The 15,712-nt window shown below is 60.6% G+C and carries 13 protein-coding genes; 5 read left to right on the top strand and 8 right to left on the bottom strand.

Annotated elements, in window-relative coordinates; all coding sequences use genetic code 11:
• Positions 1-165: 165 nt before the first annotated feature.
• From nirD to O3S81_RS21060, 8 genes are all read right to left on the bottom strand, one after another.
• Positions 166-501: a nitrite reductase small subunit NirD gene (nirD, locus tag O3S81_RS21095; RefSeq protein WP_003519747.1), complete on the bottom strand. Its 336-nt coding sequence runs from the start codon at positions 499-501 to the stop codon at positions 166-168.
• Positions 502-506: 5 nt separating this feature from the next.
• Positions 507-2,954, bottom strand: coding sequence for a nitrite reductase large subunit NirB (gene nirB / locus O3S81_RS21090; protein WP_269346377.1), 2,448 nt, complete (start codon positions 2,952-2,954; stop codon positions 507-509).
• Between the two features lie 5 nt (positions 2,955-2,959).
• A complete protein-coding gene (locus O3S81_RS21085) occupies positions 2,960-3,757 on the bottom strand; it encodes an ABC transporter ATP-binding protein (protein ID WP_269346376.1) in 798 nt (265 codons plus the stop codon).
• Between the two features lie 13 nt (positions 3,758-3,770).
• Positions 3,771-4,664 carry a nitrate ABC transporter permease gene (ntrB, locus tag O3S81_RS21080; protein ID WP_269346375.1) on the bottom strand — a complete coding sequence of 298 codons (894 nt, stop codon included), beginning with the start codon at positions 4,662-4,664 and terminating at the stop codon, positions 3,771-3,773.
• Positions 4,665-4,779: 115 nt separating this feature from the next.
• Positions 4,780-6,072, bottom strand: coding sequence for a CmpA/NrtA family ABC transporter substrate-binding protein (locus O3S81_RS21075; protein WP_269346374.1), 1,293 nt, complete (start codon positions 6,070-6,072; stop codon positions 4,780-4,782).
• Positions 6,073-6,452: 380 nt separating this feature from the next.
• Positions 6,453-7,748 carry a CmpA/NrtA family ABC transporter substrate-binding protein gene (locus O3S81_RS21070; RefSeq protein WP_269346373.1) on the bottom strand — a complete coding sequence of 432 codons (1,296 nt, stop codon included), beginning with the start codon at positions 7,746-7,748 and terminating at the stop codon, positions 6,453-6,455.
• Between the two features lie 35 nt (positions 7,749-7,783).
• Complete coding sequence (locus O3S81_RS21065) at positions 7,784-8,371, bottom strand: ANTAR domain-containing response regulator (protein ID WP_006699921.1); 588 nt, start codon at positions 8,369-8,371, stop codon at positions 7,784-7,786.
• A gap of 101 nt (positions 8,372-8,472) precedes the next feature.
• Entirely contained in the window at positions 8,473-9,138 is a 666-nt protein-coding gene (locus O3S81_RS21060) for a GntR family transcriptional regulator (RefSeq protein ID WP_269346372.1), read from the bottom strand.
• Between the two features lie 266 nt (positions 9,139-9,404).
• Here O3S81_RS21060 and O3S81_RS21055 point away from each other — a divergent pair, with 266 nt between their 5' ends.
• The 5 genes from O3S81_RS21055 to O3S81_RS21035 are packed head-to-tail and all read left to right on the top strand — an operon-like array spanning position 9,405 to position 15,616.
• The gene (locus O3S81_RS21055) at positions 9,405-10,661 is read left to right on the top strand and encodes an NRAMP family divalent metal transporter (RefSeq protein ID WP_269346371.1); all 1,257 of its coding nucleotides are present in this window, start codon (positions 9,405-9,407) and stop codon (positions 10,659-10,661) included.
• 21 nt (positions 10,662-10,682) lie between these two features.
• Positions 10,683-11,450, top strand: coding sequence for a LamB/YcsF family protein (locus O3S81_RS21050; protein WP_269346370.1), 768 nt, complete (start codon positions 10,683-10,685; stop codon positions 11,448-11,450).
• 11 nt (positions 11,451-11,461) lie between these two features.
• Positions 11,462-12,271: a putative hydro-lyase gene (locus tag O3S81_RS21045; RefSeq protein ID WP_269346369.1), complete on the top strand. Its 810-nt coding sequence runs from the start codon at positions 11,462-11,464 to the stop codon at positions 12,269-12,271.
• 7 nt (positions 12,272-12,278) lie between these two features.
• Positions 12,279-13,889, top strand: coding sequence for a 5-oxoprolinase/urea amidolyase family protein (locus tag O3S81_RS21040; protein WP_269346368.1), 1,611 nt, complete (start codon positions 12,279-12,281; stop codon positions 13,887-13,889).
• Positions 13,886-15,616: an acetyl/propionyl/methylcrotonyl-CoA carboxylase subunit alpha gene (locus O3S81_RS21035; RefSeq protein WP_269346367.1), complete on the top strand. Its 1,731-nt coding sequence runs from the start codon at positions 13,886-13,888 to the stop codon at positions 15,614-15,616. Before O3S81_RS21040 ends, O3S81_RS21035 begins: the two co-directional genes overlap by 4 nt.
• Positions 15,617-15,712: the final 96 nt, after the last annotated feature.

Below are 15,712 nucleotides of genomic sequence, written 5' to 3'. Positions count from 1 at the left end.
CCCCACAAGGGGGGAGATCGACAGGCTGCGGCCTTTCCGCCTCATCTCTATGGTCGGCGACGCAAATTGTAGAGCGAAGTTTGTTCGGCAATAGATCTCCCCCCTTGTGGGGGAGATGTCCGGCAGGACAGAGGGGGGTATCTTCGCCATCGCCGCCATCGCAATTCACTCCGCCGCAATCATCAAAGTTTCAAGCGCGATGGAAAGCCGTCCATCCAGATTGCGCACCGGAATGGTCCGCACCTCGCCCTCGTCTGCCCCCAGCGCCTTGCCGGTCTCCAGCGAAATGACCCAATTATGCAGCGGACACGTCACCGAAGCCCCATGCACGATGCCCTGGCTCAGAGGCCCACCCTTATGCGGGCAATGGTCCTCGATGGCGAAGACCTGATTTTCCGCCGTGCGGAACACGGCGATCTTGCCCATCGGCGTCTTCACGCAACGCGCTCCGCGCAGCGGAATATCGGAAATGTCGCCAATATCGATCCAGTTGCTGTCCATCGTTCTCACTCCGCTGCCTGATTGAAACCGATTGCCGCCATAGGCCTGAATTCATGCTTGTCGTGGCCGGAGACACGTTCCGACCAGGGATCGACCTGCGCGAATTTCTGGCTGAAGACGAAGCGGTCGAAATAGGCCTTGCGCTTTTCGGCATCGTCCATGATCTGGCGGCGGACTTCGTCGTAACCGATGCGCTTGGCCCATTTGTAGATGCGCTCAAGATACCGCGCCTGTTCACGATACATCTGGGTCAGCGCCACGATATGCTCCAGCGCCTCGTCCTCGGTATGGACAAGACCCAGAACTTCCGTGCCCTTGATATCGAGACCGGCGGCACCGGCGAAATGGATCTCGAAACCGGAATCGACGCAGATGACACCGATATCCTTGCAGGTGGCCTCCGCGCAGTTGCGTGGACAGCCGGAAACGGCAAGCTTCAGCTTGGCGGGCGTCCATGAGCCCCACATGAATTTTTCGATGCGGATGCCGAGGCCGGTGGAATCCTGCGTGCCGAAGCGGCACCATTGCTGGCCGACACAGGTCTTTACCGTGCGCAACCCCTTGGCATAGGCCTGCCCGGAGATGAAACCGGCCTTGCCGAGATCCGCCCAGACGGCGGGCAGATCCTCTTTTTCGATACCGAGAAGATCGATGCGCTGGCCGCCGGTCACCTTCACCATCGGGATATCGAACTTGTCGACCACATCCGCAATTGCCCGAAGTTCGGAGGAGGAGGTGACCCCGCCCCACATGCGCGGCACGACGGAATAGGTGCCGTCCTTCTGGATATTGGCGTGGACGCGCTCATTGATGTAACGCGACTGGTAATCGTCGGCATATTCGTCGGGGAAATCGCAGACGAGGTAATAATTGAGCGCCGGCCGGCACTTGGCGCAGCCGCAGGAGGTCTTCCATTCCAGTTCCTGCATCACCGCGGGAATGGTTTTCAAGCCCTTGGCCTTGATGAGACGGCGCACATCGTCATGGCCGAGATCGGTGCATTTGCACATGGGCTGCACGGCGGCGGGGTTGTAGCTGTCGCCGAGCGTCAGCGTCATCAGCTGCTCGACAAGGCCGGTGCAATTGCCGCAGGAGGCGGAAGCCTTGGTGTGGGCGCGCACATCATCCAACGAGGTCAGCCCCTTGGAGGTGATAACCGAGGTGATCTTACCCTTGCAAACGCCGTTGCAGCCGCAGATTTCCGCATCATCCGGCAAGGCTGCAACGGCCGCCATAGGGTCCAGCGGTGACCCTCCCTGATAGGCCTGGCCGAAGATCAGGGTTTCGCGCATGGCGGAAATATCGGTCGATTTCTTCATCAGATCGAAGAACCACGATCCGTCCGCCGTCTCACCGTAAAGCACCGCGCCGATGATACGATTTTCCTTGAGGATCAGGCGCTTGTAGACACCGGCGGTAGCGTCGCGCAGCACGATTTCCTCGCGGTCGTCACCCTCCGCGAAATCACCGGCGGAAAAAAGGTTGATGCCGGTGACCTTCAGCTTCGTATTGGTGACGGAGCCGTGATATTCGGCCGAACCGCCGCAAAGCCGGTCGGCGAGCACGCGGGCCGATTCATAAAGCGGCGCGACCAGCCCGTAACACATGCCACGATGCTCGGCGCATTCGCCGAGCGCGTAAATCGAAGCGTCGGACGTCATCATGCCGTCATCCACGACGATGCCACGATTGACGGCGATGCCGGCTTCCTTTGCGAGACCGGAGGCGGGACGGATGCCGACCGCCATCACCACCATATCGCCCCTGATAACGCGGCCGTCTTCCAGCTCTATGCCTTCGACCTTATCTTCACCGAGGATGCATTTGGTGTTGGCCTTGGTGATGATGTCGATGCCACGCTCGTTCAGCGCCTTTTCCAGGAGATAGGCCGCTGCCGGATCGAGCTGACGCTCCATGATCGTCGGCATCAGGTGGATGACGGTGACATCCATGCCCTGACGCTTGAGGCCATAGGCCGCTTCCAGCCCAAGAAGACCGGCGCCGATGACGATGGCGCGGCCTTTCCCCTCGGCGATTTCGAGCATCGTCGTGACGTCGTCGAGATCGCGATAGGCGAGTACGCCAGACAATTGATGGCCGGGAACGGGGATGATGAAGGGCAAGGAGCCGGTGGCGATCACCAGTTTGTCGTAGGAAACCGTGATGCCGTTCTCGCTGGTGACGGTCTTTTTGTCCCGGTCGATGCCGGTGACCTTCGCGCCCTTGTGCAGGGTCACATTATTGGTCGCGTACCATTCGTCATTATGGATGACGATATCCTCATAGCTCTTTTCGCCGGAGAGCACCGGCGAGAGCATGATGCGGTCGTAATTGACGCGCGGCTCGGCATTAAAAATGGTGACGTCGTAAAGGCCGGGGGCGGTCTCGAACAGGTTTTCCAGCATGCGCCCTGGCGCCATGCCATTACCGATGATGACGAGTTTTTGCGTCATGGTCGTTACTCCGCAGCTTCGACGAAGCGGTGACGTTCGTAAAGGAACTTCAGCACGGCCTCGCGGCATTTGAGGTAGGTCTTGTCGGATGCGAGCTCGATACGGTTGCGCGGGCGGGCCAGCGACACATCAAGCACTTCGCCGATATGGGCGGCGGGGCCGTTGGTCATCATCACGATGCGGTCCGAGAGCAGCACCGCCTCGTCGACATCATGGGTGATCATGACCATGGTGTTGCCGAGCCGGGCGTGAATTTCCATCACGGCATCCTGAAGATGGGCGCGGGTCAGGGCGTCGAGCGCACCGAAAGGCTCATCCAGCAGCAGGATTTTCGGCTCCATTGCGAGCGCCCGGGCAATGCCGACACGCTGCTTCATGCCGCCGGAAATTTCGGACGGCTTCTTGTCCTTCGCATGGGCCATCTGCACGAGGTCGAGATTGCGCATGACCCAGTCGTGCCGCTCAGTCCGGGTCTTGGTGTTGCGAAACACCTTGTCGACGGCGAGATTGACGTTTTCATAGACCGAAAGCCACGGCAGCAGGCTGTGGTTCTGGAACACGACGGCGCGCTCCGGACCCGGCTCGTTGACCTCGCGGTTTTCGAGAAGCACGGCACCTGCCGAAACCTTCGTCAAACCGGCGATGAGGTTAAGCATGGTGGACTTGCCACAGCCGGAATGGCCGATGACGGAGACGAATTCGCCTTTTTCGATGGTGAGGTTGATGCCTTTCAGCACCTCAGCGCGCGAACCGCCCTTGTCGAAATATTTGTCGATATGATCGAGCTTCAGATAAGCGTTCATGATGGTCGCCCTCTCAGTTGGCCGCAGCGCCGCGGGTGATGACCTTGCCAAGCGCCGCCACCAGCTTGTCGAGCATGAAGCCGACGACGCCGATGTAGGCGAGTGCCACGATGATGTCGGGCAGGCGCGAGGAGTTCCACGCATCCCAGATGAAGAAGCCGATGCCGACGCCACCGGTCAGCATTTCCGCTGCGACGATTGCGAGCCAGGAAAGGCCGACACCGATGCGCAGACCGGTGAAGATGTAGGGTGCTGCCGATGGCAGCATGATCTTGAAGAAGAATTCGAGCTGGTTGAGCCGCAGCACCTTCGCCACGTTGCGGTAATCCTGCGGAATGTTGCGCACACCGACCGCTGTATTGATGATGACCGGCCAGATGGAGGTGATGAAGATCACGAAAATGGCGGAAGGGTTGCTGTCCTGAAATGCGGCCAGCGAAAGCGGCAGCCAGGCGAGCGGCGGCACGGTGCGCAGCACCTGGAAGATCGGATCGAGACCGCGCATCGCCCAGACCGACTGGCCGATCACCGCGCCGAGCACGATGCCGGCGATGGCAGCGAGGCCGAAACCGTAAGCCACCCGTTCGAGCGACACCAGCACACGCAGACCAAGCCCGATATCCTGCGAACCATTATGGAAAAACGGCGATACGATGAGATCGTAGCTTTCCTCGAAAACCTGGCTCGGCGGCGGCAGGGATGCGCCGGTGGCGGAACAGAGCAACTGCCAGATACCGAGCAGGATGGCGAGGACAACCAATGGCGGGATGACATTGCGCGCGGCAGCGACGCCCCATTTACGCAGGTCGATCCGCGATGCGGGTTTCGGTGCAAGCGCCACGACGTTTGCCTTCTGCGCCACCGGCTGCTGCGGCTCTTCCTTGAATTTTCGGGCCAATGCGGACATGGGCATTTCCTCTTGATTTCGGTTGCGGTCTGGGGCTCGCCCCTCATCCGGTCTTCAGTTTCGGCCGTTGACCGGCAGGCGCTGGCGGATGAAGGGCGACCCCCGGGTCTCCTCCTCAGGAGGCCGCCTTGATGGACAGGCTTTCGAGATAAGCCGACGGGTTTTCAGGGTCGAAGACCTTGCCGTCGAAGAAGGTTTCCTTGCCGCGCGAGGTGGAGGCGGGAAGATCGGCAACACCGAGATCCTTGGCCGCCGCGCGCCAGATATCCTCGCGGTTCACCTTCTCCACCAGCGCCTTCACATCGGTGTCAGAGGCAAATTTACCCCAGCGGATGTTTTCGGTGATGAACCAGCTGTCGTGACTACGGAAAGGATAGGAAGCGTGGTCCTGCCAGAACTTCATCTGCAGGCCGGTATTTTCCAGCACGCGGCCGTTGCCGTAATTGATATTGCCCTTGAGGCGGCCAAGAACATCCTTCGGCGGCACGTTGAACCATTGGCGTTTGCCGAGAATGGTGGACATCTCCTCCTTGTTCGCCATCTCGTCGCACCATTGCTGCGCTTCCATGACGGCCATCAGCAGCGCCTTGGTGGCGTTGGGGTTCTTTTCCACCCAGTCGGCGCGCATGCCGAGCGCCTTTTCCGGATGGCCCTTCCAGAGTTCGCCGGTGGTACAGGCGGTAAAACCGATGCCCTGATTGACGAGCTGCTCGTTCCACGGCTCGCCGACACAGAAGACGTCCATATTGCCGACCTTCATGTTGGCGACCATCTGCGGCGGCGGAACGACGATGGTGGAAACATCCTTGTCGGGATCGATGCCACCGGCGGCGAGCCAATAACGGATCCACAGATCATGCGTGCCGCCGGGGAAGGTCATGGCAGCCTTGATTTCCTTGCCTTCGGCCTTCTTCTTCTCGAAAGCCGCCTTCAGCCTGGAAGCATCGAGCTGGACGCCGGTCTCTGCATATTCCTTGGCGACGGAAATGCCCTGGCTGTCGAGATTGAGGCGGGCGAGGATTGTCATCGGCACCGGCACATTGTTCTGGGTCACCTTGCCGGTATGCATGAGATAGGGCATCGGCGTCAGGATATGCGCGCCATCGATGCCGTTCGATGCACCGCCGAGTACCAGATTGTCGCGCGTCGCACCCCAGGAGGCCTGTTTCAGAACCTCGACGTCAGGCATGCCGTGCTTGGCGAAAAGTCCCTTCTCGGCCGCGATGATGAGCGGCGCGGCATCGGTGAGCGCAATGAAGCCGAGTTTAGCGCCCTTCACTTCAGGCTCTGCAGTGGCCGCAAAAGCACCGGATGGAAAGGCCGTGCGCACGGCGCTGACAAGGGCTGCGGTGGCTGTCGTCTTCAGTATCGTGCGGCGGCTGACAGTGCCGGAGAATATCTTTTTCATTCGCATGTTCCCCTTATTGGGCCACCTCTGCGGGTGACGTTTTCGCTTGCGAAAAAACCTGAAAATAAAAAAACGCCGCTCGGTGTTTGCACCGGCGGAACGGGAGGTGTTCCGGGCAGCAAAACCTTGCGACGTCTGTGTCTTCTGAAGGCGCCTATGCCGCGCCCTGCTTGCTCCGATCGCCGTTGACCGGTGCAAACAGGAAGAAGCAAGAGCCGTGCCAGTTTAAAAAATAAATTATAAGATATTGAAAATAGATGGTAATTTGCGAAAACAAAATACGTGATTAAATTTTAATCAGCGATTTTTTTGTCTTCTGTTTGTGCAAACTGGAAAAATTCACGCTTGAAATTTGCGCAGCCTGCGAAGCGGGAAGCCAATCATGCCTCTCCCGAAGCAGGAGAAACCGGCGCGGATGTGCGCACGGAAAAGCCGTTCACATAGCCCTCGATGTCAGCAGGGTTGAAGACCATACCATCCACGAAACGGTCTCCCCCTTCCTGCCCTTCGATGCGGATATCGGCATCGTCAGGCGCTTTCCCGTCGCCCAATGCCGCCCGATAAATATCCGGGCGATAGGCGGAAAGAGCGGCATCTGCGCCCGCCTGAGACAGTTCTGCCTGCCCCCAGCGGATCATCTGGCTGTAAATCCACAATGCCTGACTTTGCCGGGGATAATTGGCATGGTCACCATGGAAGGTGAAATATTTGTCGATCACCCGTCGGTTGCCCTGACTGTCGATGCTGAATTCACCGGCAAGCACATGACGGATGATGCTTTCCGGCGCGCCGATATAACTAGGGTCGGCCAACGCCCGGCTCAACGCATCGTGGTTGTCCGCCAGGTCGCACCAGCGGGCGGCGGCGTCGAGCGCTGTCAGCAGCCGGCCGACCGTTTCCTGCTGACTTTCCGCCCATTCGGGTCGCATGCCGATGACCTTTTCCGGTGCGGAAGGCCACAAATCCTGCTTGGCCGCCACAATCCGGCCAACGCCACGCTCGGCGGCGACGATGTTCCACGGCGCACCGACACAGAAACCATCGATGGCCCCCGCAGCGAGCGCATCCGAGGTCAAGGGCGGCGGCACCACCACCAGCTTGACGTCATGATCTGGATGAATGCCGCCGGCAGCAAGCCAATAACGGAATTCGTAATTATGCGAGGAAAACGGATAGGTCATACCAAGCGTCGGCGGCGGTTCGCCACGCGCCCGCATATCATCGAGCACCCGCTTCAAGGCCTTGGCATTTTCGAGCGCTCCCGCCACCTCGGAAAGCCCGGTCAAGGCCTTCATGCGGGCAAAGAGACGGGTCGAAAGCGTAATCGCGTTGCCGCCGCGTCCAAGCGAAAAGGGCGTGATCGTCGGCGACGGATTGGAGCCGAGCCCAAGCATGGAGGCGACCGGCATGGGCGACAGCATATGGGCGATATCGAATTGCCGGAAGGCCAGCCGGTCGCGCACATTCGCCCAGGAAACATCCTTGACGAGATCGAGCACCAGTCCTTCGCGTTCGGCAAAACCAAATTCGGCGGCGGCAATCAAAACGGATGCATCGACGAGCGGGATAAAACCGGCGCGCAGGATTTTCTGTCGGTCGCTACCCACCAGCGTGGGTGCGCCGAGGGCCGACGTTGCCGCGCTTCCCGATCCAGCCGTTTTTTCCGGTGCCGCCATATCCTACACTCCACACTGTCCGACCGGCGGGTTCGTCACATCAACAGACCGGCCGCGGTGACCACGCTTTGCGCGATCTCGGAAATCTTCTTTTTCTCGTTCATCGCCGTCTGCCGCAGAAGCGCAAAGGCTTCCTCTTCGGAAAGGCCGCGCATCTTCATCAAGATGCCCTTGGCCCGCTCGATGACCTTGCGTTCCTCCAGCGCCGATTTGGCATCGGCAAGTTCCCGCTGCAGGCGGCTGAAGGCATTAAAGCGGCTGACCGCCATATCGAGAATGGGTTTCACCCGCTCCTTCTTCAGCCCGTCGACCACATAAGCGGATACCCCCGCCTCGACGGCAGCCTCGATGGAGGCGGTATCGGAACGATCGACGAACATGGCGATGGGGCGGCCGACCGTGCGGGTCAGCTGGAACAGATGCTCCATCATGTCACGGTTGGGATTTTCGAGATCGATGAAAATGACGTCGGGCTGCAGCGTCTCGATGGTGCGCGCCACCCCGTTCACTTCATGGATGACGGTGACGCGCTGATAGCCGGCCTCGCGCAATCCCTCCTCGATGATGGAGGCGCGGATCGCGTTTTCGTCTATGACAAGAATGGTCAGGTCGCGAAGCGTCATGTCAGCATTGATGACGCAGCGCAGCAAACTTGGCAATCGCCTGAGCGGGCAAAAATGGAGCGGAGCGGCAAGGGAGGTTTTCCCACCTGCCGCCCGTCATCTCAGGATGCGTGTTCGACAGCGCGCTCAAGCGCCTTCAGGACAGTGCGCTCGGAAAGATTGAGATAGATTTCCATCTCGTCGCCCGCTTCCTGCGCCTTGCCTTCCTCCATCAGCGACAGGATCTTGCTGTTCATGTCGACAAAGGGGGAATGAAGCTGTTCGGGATCTTTCAAGAGGCCGAAACAAAGCCTGAGTTCGGCGGCGATGCGCTCGTAAAAATCGCTGAGCCGGGCGCTGTCGAGGAGATCGACCACCGCCGCATGAAATTTCATGTTGGCGCTGCCCACACCCAGCCAATCGGCAACCTCGCGCTTGACCTTGGCATCCTCGACGGCTGCACGCATCGCCTTTATGGCGAGGTGCTTGTGCCAGGCCTGACGCAGCGCGCCGCATTCCACCATGCGCCGCACACGGTAGATATCGATGACCGAAGACATGGTGGGCACGGCGACGAACACGCCGCGATTGGCCTCGTGGCGCAACAGGCCATCCTTGGTCAAAAGCCGGAAGGCTTCGCGCAGCGAATTACGGGAGACGTCGAAACGTTCGCTGAAGGCTGCCTCTGAAAGGCGCTGCCCCGGCGCCAGCTCGCCGGAGATCAGCAGGGTGCGGATACCCTTGGCCAATCGATCCGCAAGCGGCAGACCCTCTATCGTTTCCGTCATGGCGCTCCTTTCTTAAGAGCAATGCAGCATCGGGAATTCCGTGACAGGCATGTTCGGACACGGCATGATCTGCCCATAGCACAAAGCATTAGCAAAGCACGAAAAAAACGTGATGAATTCATGCGCATACCGTCCAACAAATAGACAAAATGAGAGAACGATTATTATTTATTGTTGAACAATGTTGACAATTTCACGGAACAGGACAAACTCGACCGCATAAAGCATCCGCGAGGGGCGGATTGCGATTGGAGCGGAGAAAATCCATGGAGCAGAAAATGCCCACGCCCGCCGACCCGAACGAGGTTGCGCGCAAGGCGAAGAATCAGCGTTATGCCTTGCTTTCGGCAATGTTCCTGATGTCGATGTCGGCCGTCGGGCCGGGCTTCATCACCCAGACTGCGAATTTCACGGTGAAACTGGGCGCCGCATTCGCATTCGCTATCATCATTTCCATCCTGATCGACTTCGTCGTGCAAGCCAATATCTGGCGCATCGTCACCATCACCCGCATGCGGGCGCCGGCGATTGCCAATGCCGCCATTCCGGGCTCGGGTTACCTGCTTGCCATCCTCGTGATCATCGGCGGCCTGTTCTTCAACATCGGCAATATCGGCGGCGCCGGCCTCGGCTTCAACGCCATGATCGATCTCGATCCGAAGATCGGCGGCGCCATCGGCGCGCTGGCGGCCATCGGCATCTTCCTGTCGCGCCGGGCGGGCATCGCCATGGACCGCGTGGTTTTTGTGGCTGCCTTCGTCAAACTGGCGCTGATCCTTTATGCGGCATATGTCTCCGGCCCGCCGGTGGCGGAAGCCTTCCGTCAGACCTTCCTGCCTGATACCATCGATTTCGTCACCATCACCACCATCGTCGGCGGCACGGTGGGCGGTTACATCACCTATGCCGGCGCGCATCGCCTGCTGGACAAGGGCATGGTGGGCGTTGAAAATATCAACGCGGTCAATCGCGCGGCGCTGAGCGGCATCGCCATCACCGGCGTGCTGCGCTACATCCTGTTCCTCGCCATCCTCGGTGTCGTCGCCAGCGGCGTGGTCATCGATCTCTCGGGCAAGGCAGCAAACCCCGCAGGCCAGGCCTTCCATGCCGCTGCCGGCGATATCGGCTTCCGCCTCTTCGGCGCGGTTTTCCTCGCCTCGGCCATGACAAGCATCATCGGTGCGGCCTATACCTCCGTGTCGTTCCTGACCGCTTTCAAGCCTGACATAACGGAGCGCCAGCGCAATCTGGCAACGGTTGGCTTCATCGCCATCTCGCTGATCGCCTATATCATCATCACCACACCGCCTGCAGCCATGCTCGTCTTCGTCGGCGGCCTCAACGGTCTCGTTCTGCCAATCGGCCTTTCGATCTTCATGTATGCCGCCTGGAAACGCGCTGATCTGATGCACGGGTATCATTACCCGCGCTGGCTGCTGGTGCTTGGCGTGCTGACCTGCGCACTCACCTGGTATATGGCCTATAAGTCGGCGGGCGCGATCTTTGCCCTGCTCGGCTACTGATAAAATCAAAGGGAGGCAAACATGGCCGCTATCGATCTCAACAGCGATCTTGGCGAAAGCTACGGCGCGTGGCGCATGGGCGATGACGAGGCGATGCTCGCCATCGTCTCCAGCGCCAACATCGCCTGCGGATTTCACGCCGGTGACCCGGCCGGCATCTACCGCACCGTCAAGGCCGCTGCCGAAAAAGGCGTGGTTGTCGGCGCCCATGTCTCCTATCCGGACCGCGTCGGCTTCGGCCGTCGCGATCTGGACGCAACCTCGGAAGAGCTGATTGCAGACGTCATTTACCAGATCGGCGCGCTGAAAGGTGTCGCCGCAGCTGCCGGCACCACGGTGCGTTACGTGAAGCCACATGGCGCGCTTTACAATCGCATCGCCAATGATGCGAAACAGGGGCAGGCCGTGATCGACGGCATCAAGGCCATCGATCCTTCACTGGTGCTGATGGGCCTTGCCAACGCGCCCATTCTCGATCTTGCCCGCAAGGCGGGCCTTGCCGTCGTTGCCGAGGCTTTCGCGGATCGCGCCTATACGCCTCAGGGCCAGCTCGTCTCCCGCCGCGAAGCCGGTGCCGTGCTGCATGATGCGGCGAAAATCGCCGACCGCATGGTGCAGCTTGCCCGCGAAGGTACGCTGGAGGCGATCGATGGCAGCATCATAAAAATCGAGGCGCAATCCATCTGCGTGCATGGAGACAGCCCCGGCGCGGTCGCCATCGCCCAGGAAATCCGCCGCCGTTTCGAAGCTGATGGTATCGCAATCCGCTCCTTCGCTTCCGATCGCTGAAAGGATAGCCGATGACGATACCAACATCCTATCTCAACCACACGGACGCCGAGGCCGCGCGCAAGGCGCGTGCCACCTATCGCGACGGCCTTGTCGCCCCCACATCAGGCATCGCACCCGGCTTCACGCAGGCGAACATGATTGTGCTGCCGCGTGACTGGGCCTTCGATTTCCTGCTTTATGCCCAGCGCAATCCCAAACCCTGCCCGGTGCTTGACGTCTCCGATCCCGGTTCGCCCACCACGCTTCTGGCGCCCGGTGCCGATCTGAGAACCGACCTGCCGCTCTATCGCATCTGGCGCGACGGCAAGCTTGCCGAAGAAACCGCGGATGCGACGGCCGCCTGGGCGGAGCGCGACGATCTCGTCGCTTTCCTCATCGGCTGCAGCTTCACCTTCGAGACGCCGATGGTGGAAGCGGGTATCGAAATCCGCCACATGACCGACAAGAGCAATGTGCCGATGTATCTGACGAACCGACCCTGCCGCCCGGCCGGACGGCTGAAGGGCAACATGGTCGTTTCCATGCGGCCGATCCCGGCATCGCGCGTCGCCGATGCGGCCACGATTTCCGGGCGTTTTCCGGCCGTGCACGGTGCGCCCGTGCATGTCGGTGCGCCGGAGGAAATCGGTATTTCCGACCTTGCCAAGCCTGATTTCGGTGATGCGGTGCGGATCGAGCCGGGTGAAGTTCCGGTCTTCTGGGCCTGCGGCGTGACCCCGCAGGCCGCCGTGATGGCGTCGGGTGTGCCCTTTGCCATCACCCATGCGCCGGGCCACATGTTCATCACCGATATTCCCGATTCCGCCTATCACGCGTGAGGATATGATGCGTTTTCTCCCCGTCAGCCTCACCACCATTCTTGTCGAACTCGCCGATCTCGATGAAACGCTGGCGCTTTTCGCCTCGCTTCAGAGTGACCCGGTCGAAGGCATCGAAGAAACCGTGCCGGCTGCCCGCACCCTGATGATCCGTTTCCGCCCCGAAAAGATCGGCGCGGAGATGCTGGCCACGCAGCTCGCAAGCCGCAATCTTTCGGCAAAAATTGCGCCTTCGGACAATCTCGTTGAAATCCCCGTCCATTATGACGGCGAGGACCTCGCCGACGTCGCCGAACTGACCGGCATGAGCGTCGAAGAGGTCATCCGCCGCCATACCGAAAGCGAATTCACCGTCGCCTTCTGCGGTTTCGCCCCCGGTTTCGGTTATCTGGTCGGCGGTGACCCGACCCTGCATGTGCCGCGCCGGCAAAGCCCGCGCACCCGCATTCCCGCCGGTTCCGTGGCGCTGGCCGGTGCTTTCAGCGGCGTCTATCCACAAAACAGCCCCGGCGGCTGGCAGATCATCGGCACCACGCCGGTCAAGATGTGGGATATAGATCGTGATCCCGGCGCGCTGTTCCAGCCGGGTTACCGGGTGCGTTTCTTCGACATGGACAAGGCCGGCAGAACGGTCGAAATCCCTGCCCCGGCACCGGACAGGAAAGAACCGAAAAAGGACAGCCCGCATTTCGAGGTGCTTGCCGCACCCATGCCCGCCATCTTTCAGGATCTCGGCCGTTTCGGACAGACCGGCCAGGGTGTTTCCGCCTCCGGCGCGCTGGATCGCGGTGCGTTCAATGCCGCAAACCGCATCGTCGGCAATCCGGTCAATACGCCGTGCCTTGAACTGACGCTCGGCGGCTTTTCCTTTAAAAGTACGAGCCGCGCCGTCATCGGCATAACCGGCGCCCCCTGCCCCGTCACGATCAAGACGGCGGAACGCAGCTTCGCCGCCAAAACCCATGGCCCGGTCTCTCTTGAGGCCGGTGACGAGGTCACTTTCGGCCAGCCGCCCAAGGGCATGCGCTGTTATCTTGCCGTCCGTGGTGGCTTCGATGTCGAGCCGGTGCTCGGCAGTTTTGCGACGGATACGCTGGCTGTCGTCGGCCCAGAGCCGGTGGGTACCGGTGCCATCCTGCCGCTTAAGAACGAAAAGTCTGGTCTTTCCAGCGTATCGATCGGCGAGATTCCGGCCTTTGAACCACCGGCAACCGGCGAAGTCGTGACGCTCGATGTCGTACTAGGGCCCCGCGCCGACTGGTTTACGCAAAAGGGTATCGAGACACTGACCGGCCAGCTCTGGCAGGTCACCCCTCAATCGAACCGCGTCGGCATTCGCCTTGCCGGCGACGTGCCGGTGGAACGCAAGGACAGCGCCGAATTGCCGAGCGAAGGCACCGCGACAGGGGCGATCCAGATTCCCCATAGCGGTCAGCCGGTTCTTTTCCTCGCCGATCACCCGCTGACCGGCGGTTATCCCGTCATCGGCGCGGTGGCGGAATATCATCTCGATCTTGCCGGGCAGATCCCCGTCAACGCCAAAATCAAATTCCGCCCGATCGGCCCCTTTGCCGAAATCGCGGCCCAAAACACAGAATTCCGAGGAGAAAAGCGATGAAAAAAGTGCTGATTGCCAATCGCGGCGAGATCGCGGTGCGCATCATCCGCGCCTGTCGCGATTACGGCCTGCAATCGGTCGCCGTTTATGCCGACCCCGATCAGGACGCGCTTTTCGTCCGGCTGGCGGATGAGGCCTATGCGCTGGAGGGCGTGCGGCCCGCCGAGACCTATCTCGATATCACCAAGCTGATCGCGATTGCCAAACGCGCCGGCGCGGATGCCGTGCATCCCGGTTATGGCTTCCTGTCCGAACGCGCCGAATTTGCCCAGGCTGTTCTTGATGCCGGACTGATCTGGATCGGCCCCGATCCTCAAGTCATCGAGGCACTGGGCGACAAGGTCGAGGCACGGCGCATCGCCACCGGTGTTGGCGCGCCACTGGTCGCCGGCAGCGATGGCCCCGTCTCTTCCGCCGCCGAAGTCACCGCCTTTGCCGAACAACACGGCTTGCCCGTCGCCATCAAGGCGGCCCATGGCGGCGGTGGCCGCGGCCTGAAAGTCGCGTGGAAGATGGAGGAGATCGCCGATCTCTATGAATCCGCCGTGCGCGAGGCAACGGCTGCCTTCGGACGCGGCGAGTGTTTTCTGGAACGCTTCCTCGACCGGCCGCGTCATATCGAGGCGCAGGTTCTCGCTGACAAGCACGGCAATGTATTGGTCCTCGGCACCCGCGACTGCTCACTGCAGCGCCGGAACCAGAAGCTGATCGAAGAGGCGCCCGCCCCGTTCCTGTCGGATGAACAGCGCCAGAAAATCCATGCGGCTGCCAAGGCGATCTGCGCCGCAGCCAGTTATTCCGGCGCCGGCACCGTCGAATTCCTGCTCGGTGTCGATGGCACGATTTCCTTCCTCGAAGTCAATACCCGCCTGCAGGTGGAACATCCCGTTACCGAAGAAACCACCGGCATCGATCTCGTCATCGAGCAGTTCCGCATTGCCGAAGGCCACAAGCTTCGTGTGCTTGAAACGCCGCAACCGCGTGGCCATTCGATGGAATTCCGTATCAATGCCGAAGATCCGGGCCGCGGCTTTCTGCCGACGCCCGGTTCGATCTCGGTTTTCGATGCACCTTCCGGCCCCGGCATTCGCATGGATAGCGGCGTCGTCAGCGGCTCCAGCGTGCCTGGTGTCTTCGATTCACTGATGGCGAAGCTCATCGTGACAGGTGTTGACCGCGATCAGGTTCTGCGCCGTGCCCGCCGTGCGCTCAAGGAATTCCGCATCGAGGGCATAGCCACCGTTCTGCCATTCCACCGCGCCGCGATCGAGACGGATGATTTCATCGGAACGGAGGGTTTCAAGGTTCACACCCGCTGGATCGAGACCGATTTCGCCGCCATGCCCGACGCCATGGAGCGCCCGGCACCGGCCGATGATCCGTCGATCACCCGGACCTATCTCGAGATCGACGGCAAGCGTGTTTCGGTTGGCCTGCCCAGCATTCTGCTCTCCAGCCTCGGCAGCGTCAGCGGCGGCAATGCATCCGCTTCCGGTGCTGCGGTCGAGAAAAAGGAAGGCGAAATCACCGCCCCCGTTTCCGGCACACTGCAATCTTTCAAGGTGAAGGACGGTGACACGGTTTCCGAAGGTGATCTTCTGGCGGTCATGGAAGCCATGAAGATGGAAACGCAGATTGTCGCCACCAGGGCCGGCAAGGTCCGCCTGATCGTCAAGGAAGGCGATTACCTGCAGGCGGGAGCATCCCTTATCGATATAGCCGGCTAATACAGCCGGCGCGCCGGCCTCACAATCGCAGATCGCACAGCACCGGCGGCGGAACCCTTTCGCCGCCGGTCCGTTTATGGCGCGACCTGCTAACCA

This window comes from Agrobacterium sp. SOY23, from assembly GCF_027212525.1.
Taxonomy (GTDB): domain Bacteria; phylum Pseudomonadota; class Alphaproteobacteria; order Rhizobiales; family Rhizobiaceae; genus Agrobacterium; species Agrobacterium tumefaciens_I.
The sequence above is the reverse complement of the archived record's forward strand: the minus strand, read 5'-3'. Positions and strand labels throughout refer to the sequence as shown.

Bases quoted from the DNA above. Each gene is read 5' to 3' on its own strand.
- nirD (WP_003519747.1), bottom strand. From the start codon at position 501: ATGGACAGCAACTGGATCGATATTGGCGACATTTCCGATATTCCGCTG.
- nirB (WP_269346377.1), bottom strand. From the start codon at position 2,954: ATGACGCAAAAACTCGTCATCATCGGTAATGGCATGGCGCCAGGGCGC.
- O3S81_RS21085 (WP_269346376.1), bottom strand. From the start codon at position 3,757: ATGAACGCTTATCTGAAGCTCGATCATATCGACAAATATTTCGACAAG.
- ntrB (WP_269346375.1), bottom strand. From the start codon at position 4,664: ATGTCCGCATTGGCCCGAAAATTCAAGGAAGAGCCGCAGCAGCCGGTG.
- O3S81_RS21075 (WP_269346374.1), bottom strand. From the start codon at position 6,072: ATGAAAAAGATATTCTCCGGCACTGTCAGCCGCCGCACGATACTGAAG.
- O3S81_RS21070 (WP_269346373.1), bottom strand. From the start codon at position 7,748: ATGGCGGCACCGGAAAAAACGGCTGGATCGGGAAGCGCGGCAACGTCG.
- O3S81_RS21065 (WP_006699921.1), bottom strand. From the start codon at position 8,371: ATGACGCTTCGCGACCTGACCATTCTTGTCATAGACGAAAACGCGATC.
- O3S81_RS21060 (WP_269346372.1), bottom strand. From the start codon at position 9,138: ATGACGGAAACGATAGAGGGTCTGCCGCTTGCGGATCGATTGGCCAAG.
- O3S81_RS21055 (WP_269346371.1), top strand. From the start codon at position 9,405: ATGGAGCAGAAAATGCCCACGCCCGCCGACCCGAACGAGGTTGCGCGC.
- O3S81_RS21050 (WP_269346370.1), top strand. From the start codon at position 10,683: ATGGCCGCTATCGATCTCAACAGCGATCTTGGCGAAAGCTACGGCGCG.
- O3S81_RS21045 (WP_269346369.1), top strand. From the start codon at position 11,462: ATGACGATACCAACATCCTATCTCAACCACACGGACGCCGAGGCCGCG.
- O3S81_RS21040 (WP_269346368.1), top strand. From the start codon at position 12,279: ATGCGTTTTCTCCCCGTCAGCCTCACCACCATTCTTGTCGAACTCGCC.
- O3S81_RS21035 (WP_269346367.1), top strand. From the start codon at position 13,886: ATGAAAAAAGTGCTGATTGCCAATCGCGGCGAGATCGCGGTGCGCATC.